At 70.3% G+C, this 6,564-nt stretch carries 3 protein-coding genes; 1 reads left to right on the top strand and 2 read right to left on the bottom strand.

Annotated features, from left to right (window positions below; genetic code table 11):
* Positions 1-2,188 (top strand): ATP-binding protein (locus WH07_RS33665; RefSeq protein ID WP_052744649.1); only part of this gene is annotated, 2,188 nt, incomplete at its 5' end.
* Between the two features lie 72 nt (positions 2,189-2,260).
* Here WH07_RS33665 and WH07_RS33660 read toward each other — a convergent pair.
* Together WH07_RS33660 and WH07_RS33655 are read right to left on the bottom strand one after the other, a co-directional pair.
* Positions 2,261-4,750, bottom strand: coding sequence for a PQQ-dependent sugar dehydrogenase (locus WH07_RS33660; protein WP_052744648.1), 2,490 nt, complete (start codon positions 4,748-4,750; stop codon positions 2,261-2,263).
* 112 nt (positions 4,751-4,862) lie between these two features.
* Positions 4,863-6,564: ThuA domain-containing protein (locus tag WH07_RS33655; protein WP_052744647.1), on the bottom strand; the 1,702-nt coding region annotated here is incomplete at its 5' end.

Genomic DNA, 6,564 nt, shown 5'->3' with positions numbered 1-6,564 from the left:
GGCCGCCCCCGCCGCCCGGCCCGCCGCCATATCCGTACCGGCACGCGCGCCCGTATCCGTACCGAAGCAACTGCCCGCGCCCCCGCCGCTGTTCACCGGACGAGACCGCGAACTCGCCCTGCTCGACGAGCTGCTGGAATCGCGGTCCGTGTCCGCCGGTACGGTCGTGATCTCCGCGATCGGCGGGCCCGGCGGCATCGGCAAGACCTGGCTCGCCCTGCGCTGGGCCCACAACCACCTCGGCCATTTCCCCGACGGCCAGCTCTACGCCGATCTGCGCGGCTTCGACCCGTCCGGCGACCCCGTACCGCCCGCCACGGCCCTGCGCGGCTTCCTGGACGCGCTCGGCGCCGACCCCGCGGCGATCCCCGTGGACCCGGACGCGCAGGCCGGCCTGTACCGGAGTCTGACCAGCGGCAGACGGCTGCTCATCGTGCTGGACAACGCCCGCGACACCGCCCAGGTACTGCCGCTGCTCCCCGGCAGCCCCACCTGTCTCGTGCTGGTCACCAGCCGCCACCAGCTCACCGGTCTCGTCGCCACTCACGGCGCCCGCCCCCTCGCCGTCGAAACACTCGACGGGACCGGTGCGCGCAGGCTCCTCACCCGCCATCTCGGCGAGCACCGGACCGCCGCGGAACCCGGCGCCGTCACCACCATCCTCGAACACTGCGCGGGCCTGCCCCTGGCCATCGCTATCGTGGCCGCCCGCGCCGCCGCCCAGCCCGGCTTCCCCCTCGCGACCCTGGCCGAGGAACTCCAGGAGGCCGGCACCCGGCTCGATGCGCTGGAGGCGGGCGACCTCACGGCCGACCTCCGCGCCGTGTTCGCCTCTTCCTGCGACGCCCTCGACCCCGACACCGCGCGGATGTTCCGGCTGCTCGGTCTCGCGCCGGGCCCGGACATCGGCCTGCCCGCCGCCGCATGCCTCGCCGCACTCCCCGTACCCCGGACCCGCGCGCTGCTGCGCAGGCTCCAGGCCGCGCACCTCGTACGGGAACACACGCCCGGCCGCTACCGTCTGCACGACCTCACCCGCGCCTACGCCGCCGAACGCGCGCGGTACGACCTTCCGGGGGACGCCGGGGACGCCGCGCTGCGCCGGCTCGTCGACTTCTTCCTCCACACCGCCCACCACGCCGACCGGCTCCTCTTCCCGCACCGCCGTCCGGCCGAACTGGAACCGCCGGCAGTGGGCAGCGCCCCCGTACCGCTGGAGGAGACGGAGGCGCTGGAGTGGTTCGACACCGAGCGGTCCAGTCTGCTCGCCGCGGGTGAACTCGCCCTGGCGCAGGGCCGGAACCGCCAGGCCTGGCAGCTCGCCTGGGTGCTCGACCTCTACCACCGGCACCGGGGCCACACCCGGGACGGGCTCATCGCCTGGCGGACCGGGCTCACTGCGGCGGAGCGGCTCGGCGAACCGGCCGACGAGGCCACGGCCCACTGGCTGCTCGGCCGGACCCGTTCCGACATGGGCGAATACGCCCTCGCGCTCGACCATGTCGACCGGGCCCGCGCGCTGTTCCGGGAGAGCGGCGACCGTTCCGGCGAGGCCCACGCCCACCGCACCCTCGCCCGGGTCCGGACCTTGCAGGGCGACTACGAGCAGGCGCTCGTCCACGCAGGTCAGGCCCTGCGTCTCTACCGGGGCCTGGACAACTCCGTATGGGAGGGGAACGCGCTCAACGCGGTGGGCTGGAACCACGCCAAACTCAAGCGGTACGGGCCGGCCCGCTCGTACTGCGAACAGGCCCTCGCGCTGTTCCGCAAGGACGGCTACCGCGCCGGCGAGGCCTCCGCCCTGGACAGCCTGGGTTACATCGCCCGGCACACCGGCCGGTACACCGAGGCGCTGGACCACTACCGTCAGGCCCTGCGCCTGTGCCGCGAGACCGGAAACACCGCGCAGGTCGCGGACGCGCTGTTCAGCCTTGGACTCATCCACCAGGCTCTCGGCCGGTACGGCGACGCCCGCGAGTGCTTGCGGGAAGCCCTCGGCGACTACCGTGCCCAGCAGCGCACCGCGCTCGCCCGGCGCGCACAGGAACACCTCGACAGCCTCGAAGCGCAAGTCGACCGTCACAACAACACCGACACCGACCACAACACCGACACCGGCTCCGACCACAACTCCGACGGAGGCCGTGACACCGGCACTTCCCGTGACACCGATGGTGCCGACGGATGAAAAGCGGCCGCGACGCGGGCCCGAAGCCCCCACCGCGGCCGCCCTGTTCAGGACCCGGCCACCAGCGATCCCCTAGGGACGGCTGATCCCGGGCCCGGTGAACGTATAGCTGTCCAGATCGAGAATCGCTCCCGAGCCGCCGGTGAAGACCACGAACAGATCACGCGTCCGCTCGTCCGCCCCCGTGACCGGCACACTGACATCCGTATACGTCTCCCAGCTCCCGGTGTTGGGCACGGTCACCCGCGCGAGCACGGGACCCGTGACGGAGTCGTAGCGGAAGGTCGCGACATTGCCCGCCTTGTCCGAGGACACCCGGGCCCTGACACCGGTCACGCCCTTGAGGCTCACCGGGTGGTACTTGACCCACTCGTTGTTCTGTACGTCACCGAGGCGCTTGCCGCCCTCCGCGCCCGAGGCGGTGATGACCTGCGGCCCCGACAACTGCGCGTAGTGCTCGGCCTGCCACCGCTTGGGCCAGATGGTCCGCTGCAGTTCGCCGGTCAGCGGCACCGTACCCGCCGCGCCCTTGTCGGTGTAGGTCGCGCGCACCACATAGAACTGCGTCGCGTCGAGCCCGGAGTGGATCGGCCCGGTGTTGAAGGTCGTCGAGCAGCCGGTGCCCTCGGCGACCTCGTGCGCGTGCTCCTGATGGCCCAGGGCGATCCGGACGATCACCTTCGAGCAGTCGATGGGACCGTCCTGCGGGTCGGTCGCCGTCGCGGTGACGGTGACATTCTCGTTCCACTCGTACACCCCGCCGTCCGGCGGCCCCGAAATGCTCAGTGTGGGACGGTTGTTGCCGACCACCACCGGGATCGTCGTGGTGCCAGTACGCCCGGTTCCGTCGCTGACGGTGAGCCTGGCCTGGAAACTGCCGTTGCCCGTGTAGGTGAAGGTCGGGTTGGCCGCCGTGGAATCGGTGCTGCCGTTGTTGGTGAAGTCCCAGGCGTAGGTCAGCGGATTGCCGTCCGGGTCACTGCTGCCCGCGCTGGAGAAGGCGACCGTGAGCGGCGCGAGACCGTTGTCCTTGTCCACCGACGCCTTGGCGAGCGGCGACCGGCCGCCCTGCACATAGTTGATCTTGTAGAGTCCGGCGTCCTCGGCACCGGAGAAATAGCCGCTGCCGTATTCGAGCAGATACAGCGAACCGTCCGGGCCGAACTCGGAGTCGATCGGGTGGACGAAGCGCATGCCGTCGAGCACCGGCTCGATCGCGGTCGGGGTGCCGGTCGACGGATTGCCGTTGTTGAACTGAACTTCCTTGATCCAGTTGCGGCAGTACTCGGAGATCAGCAGCTTGTTGTCGTAGTACTGGGGCCACTTGACGTCGGAGTTGAGGTTCGGGTCGTAGTGGTAGACCTCGGTGTGGTTGGGCGAACCGCAGCCGCCCGGATTGTCGAGCTGCGGCCACTCCTTGCTGCCGCCGTGCTGCTCCCACACCAACGCGGGCTTGGTGGGCGGGAGTTGCTGGATCCCCGTGTTGCGCGGGGAGTTGTTGACCGGTCCTGCCGTACCGCCGCAGGGGAACCAGCCGCGCGGCGCGTTGGCCGCGAAGTCCCAGTCGTTGTAACTGACATTGGGTCCGCCGCAGTAGGGCCAGCCGTAGTTGCCGGGACCGGTGGCGCGGTTGAACTCGTCGTACGCCGCGGGGCCCCGGTTGGCAATGGTCGCACCGGCGTCGGGGCCGACCTCGCCCCAGTACAGGGTGTTGCCGGCCTTCTTGTCGACGAAGACACGGTACGGGTTGCGCACACCCATGATGTAGACCTCGGGGCGTGTTCCCGAGGTCCCGGGGGCGAAGAGATTGCCGCTGGGAACGGTGTAGGTCCCGTTGTCCTCGGGATGGATCCGGTTGATCTTTCCACGCAGGTCGTTCGCGTTGCCCGAGGTGCGCTGCGCGTCGTACTGCGGGTTCCGGGACGTGCGTTCGTCGATGGGTGCCATCCCCGCCGAGTCACCACCGGAGTTGGTGTTGTCACCCACCGCGAAATAGAGGTTCCCCGCGCTGTCCCAGGACATCGAGCCGGCGGAGTGGCAGCACAGCTCCCGCTCGGTCGGCCATTCGATGAGCACGTCCTCGCTGGCAGCGGAGAGTGTGTTGGTGGCGCGGTCGAAGGTGAACCGTGAGATCCGGTTGACCAGCGGGGTCACCTTCGGCGAGTAGAACAGGTAGACCCAGCCGGTGGTGGCGAACCGCGGATGCAGTGTGATGCCGATCAGCCCGTCCTCGAACCGCGCGTCCAGCGGCAGGGTCAGCGCGACGGTCGTCGACGAGGTGGCGGGGTTGTAGAGCCGGACCTGTCCGCCCGAGGCGCTGGTGCCCCGGTTGATGTACAGGACCTTCTGGTCCGGCAGTACGGCCAGTTCGATGGGCTCGCCCATCTGGAGCCCGCCGTCGAGCTTGACCTTCTCGAACCCGCTCGTCGGCGGGGGAGCGGCGGCGGCCTTCGGCACGGCGGCGGCATCGGGCGCGGGTACGGCCGCGACGGCGCCGGGTGCGAGCAGCAGAGCGGACAGGGTGAACAGCGCGGCGAGTAAGGAAACGGCGCGGGACAGCACGGTACGTACCTCCAGGGGCCGGTCACGGGTGGGGGCATGGCTGTGCGAGATGCGAGGTGCGGGGTCTGGCCATGAGCTGTGTGTGACGAAGGTGTGGCCGGGCCGCGGGCTCTCAGCTTCCGAACACGGCGAGATCCCACAGCGAGTAGCCCCACTGCGTCGCGCGCGCGGTCCCCACGACCCGTACGTACCGCGCGGTACCGCTCGCCGCGATGGTGTCGAGTCCGCCGTCACCCGCCGTTGTGCTGCTGACGGTGCGCCAGGTCGAGTTGTCCGTCGAGGCCTGCACCGAGTACGCCGTGGCGTAGGCGGTCTCCCAGGTCAGCCGCACCTGCTGGAGCGTACGGACGGAGCCGAGGTCGACGGTGATCGACTGGGGGTCGGAGTACGCGCTGCCCCAGCGGGTCGCGGGGTTGCCGTCGACGGCGTTGGCGCCCACGTGCGCGCTGCCGGGCTCGACACTGGAGACCGTCACCGGGCGGCCCCTGGCCAGGTCGGTGGCCTGCGCGCCGTCCTGCTTGATCCTGATGTTGCGGTAGTTGATGTCCATACCGGCGCCGTCGTTCTGGACGCCTATGTGCCCGACCGCGATGTCGCGGGTGCTGGTGTAGTCGTTGATCTTCACACCGTTCAGGAAGATCTCGACATGGCGGCCGTGCACCGCGATCTCGTAACTGTTCCAGGTCCCGGGCGGGTTGAGCGCGGCGGCCCGGGCCGCGGTGTCCGGCGCCTTGAAGCTGTAGACACTGCCGGTGGTACGGGAGGGATCGGCGTCGGTCGCGTCGATCTGGATCTCATGGCCCGTGTCGACCGGCTTCCAGGGATCGCCCTGCGGATCGGGGAACCCGATGAACACACCGCCGTTGTCGTCGCCCGGCATCATCCAGTCGGCCTTCAGCGAGTAGTCGCTGAAGGGCGTCACCGGATACCAGAGCAGCCCCATGCCGCCGACCGAGGTGAGGGTGCCGTCGGCGAGTGTGAACCCGCCCGGTCCGGCCTGCCGCCACCGGTCGAGACTGGCCTGCGTACCGTCGAACAGGGGCGTGTAGCCGTTCTCCGGGCGGCAGTCCGCGGGCCGCGCGCCCGAGGCGGTCTGGATGCCGCCGAGCAGCATGGTGGTGAAGGCGGGGTCCGTGAACGACTCCTCGGTGTGGCCGAGACCGGTGTACCAGGCACGGCCGCCGCGGTAGTTCTGGCACCAGGTGATCGGATGATCCCCCATGCTGCCACCGGAGTACGACGACTCGTCGAGGCTGGCGAGAACCTTCACCGCCGAGCGCGGATTGGCCCGGTAGTTGTACCACTCGTCGGTCCTCGTCCAGCGCTGCGGCAGATGCGCGGTGGAGGGGGAGGAGCGGTCCTCGACCTTGACGGTGGCCTGCTGGGTCGCCGGGTGGGAGGCGAAGTACGCGCCGACGAGCCCGCCGTACCAGGGCCAGTCGTATTCGGTGTCGGCGGCGGCATGCACGCCGACATAGCCGCCACCCGCGGAGACGTATGACTCGAAGGCGGTCTGCTGGGCGGAGTTCAGCACATCGCCGGTGGTCGAGAGCCAGATCACCGCCTGGTACTGGGCCAGATTGGCTGTGGTGAACGCGTTGGCGTCCTCGGTGGCGGTGACGGTGAAGCCATTGGCCGCGCCGAGCCGCTGGACAGCGGCGATTCCGGCGGGGATGGACGAGTGCCGGAACCCGGCGGTCTTGGAGAACACCAGAACCTTGGACAGCGGGGCCAGCGGGGCCAGCGGGGCCGGTGGGGCCGCTGCCGGGGCGGGGGTGGCGGCGGACGCCGGTGCGGTCCCCGCTGCCTGTGGC

Source organism: Streptomyces odonnellii (genome assembly GCF_000981895.1).
Classification (GTDB): Bacteria; Actinomycetota; Actinomycetes; order Streptomycetales; family Streptomycetaceae; genus Streptomyces; species Streptomyces odonnellii.
The sequence above is the reverse complement of the archived record's forward strand: the minus strand, read 5'-3'. Positions and strand labels throughout refer to the sequence as shown.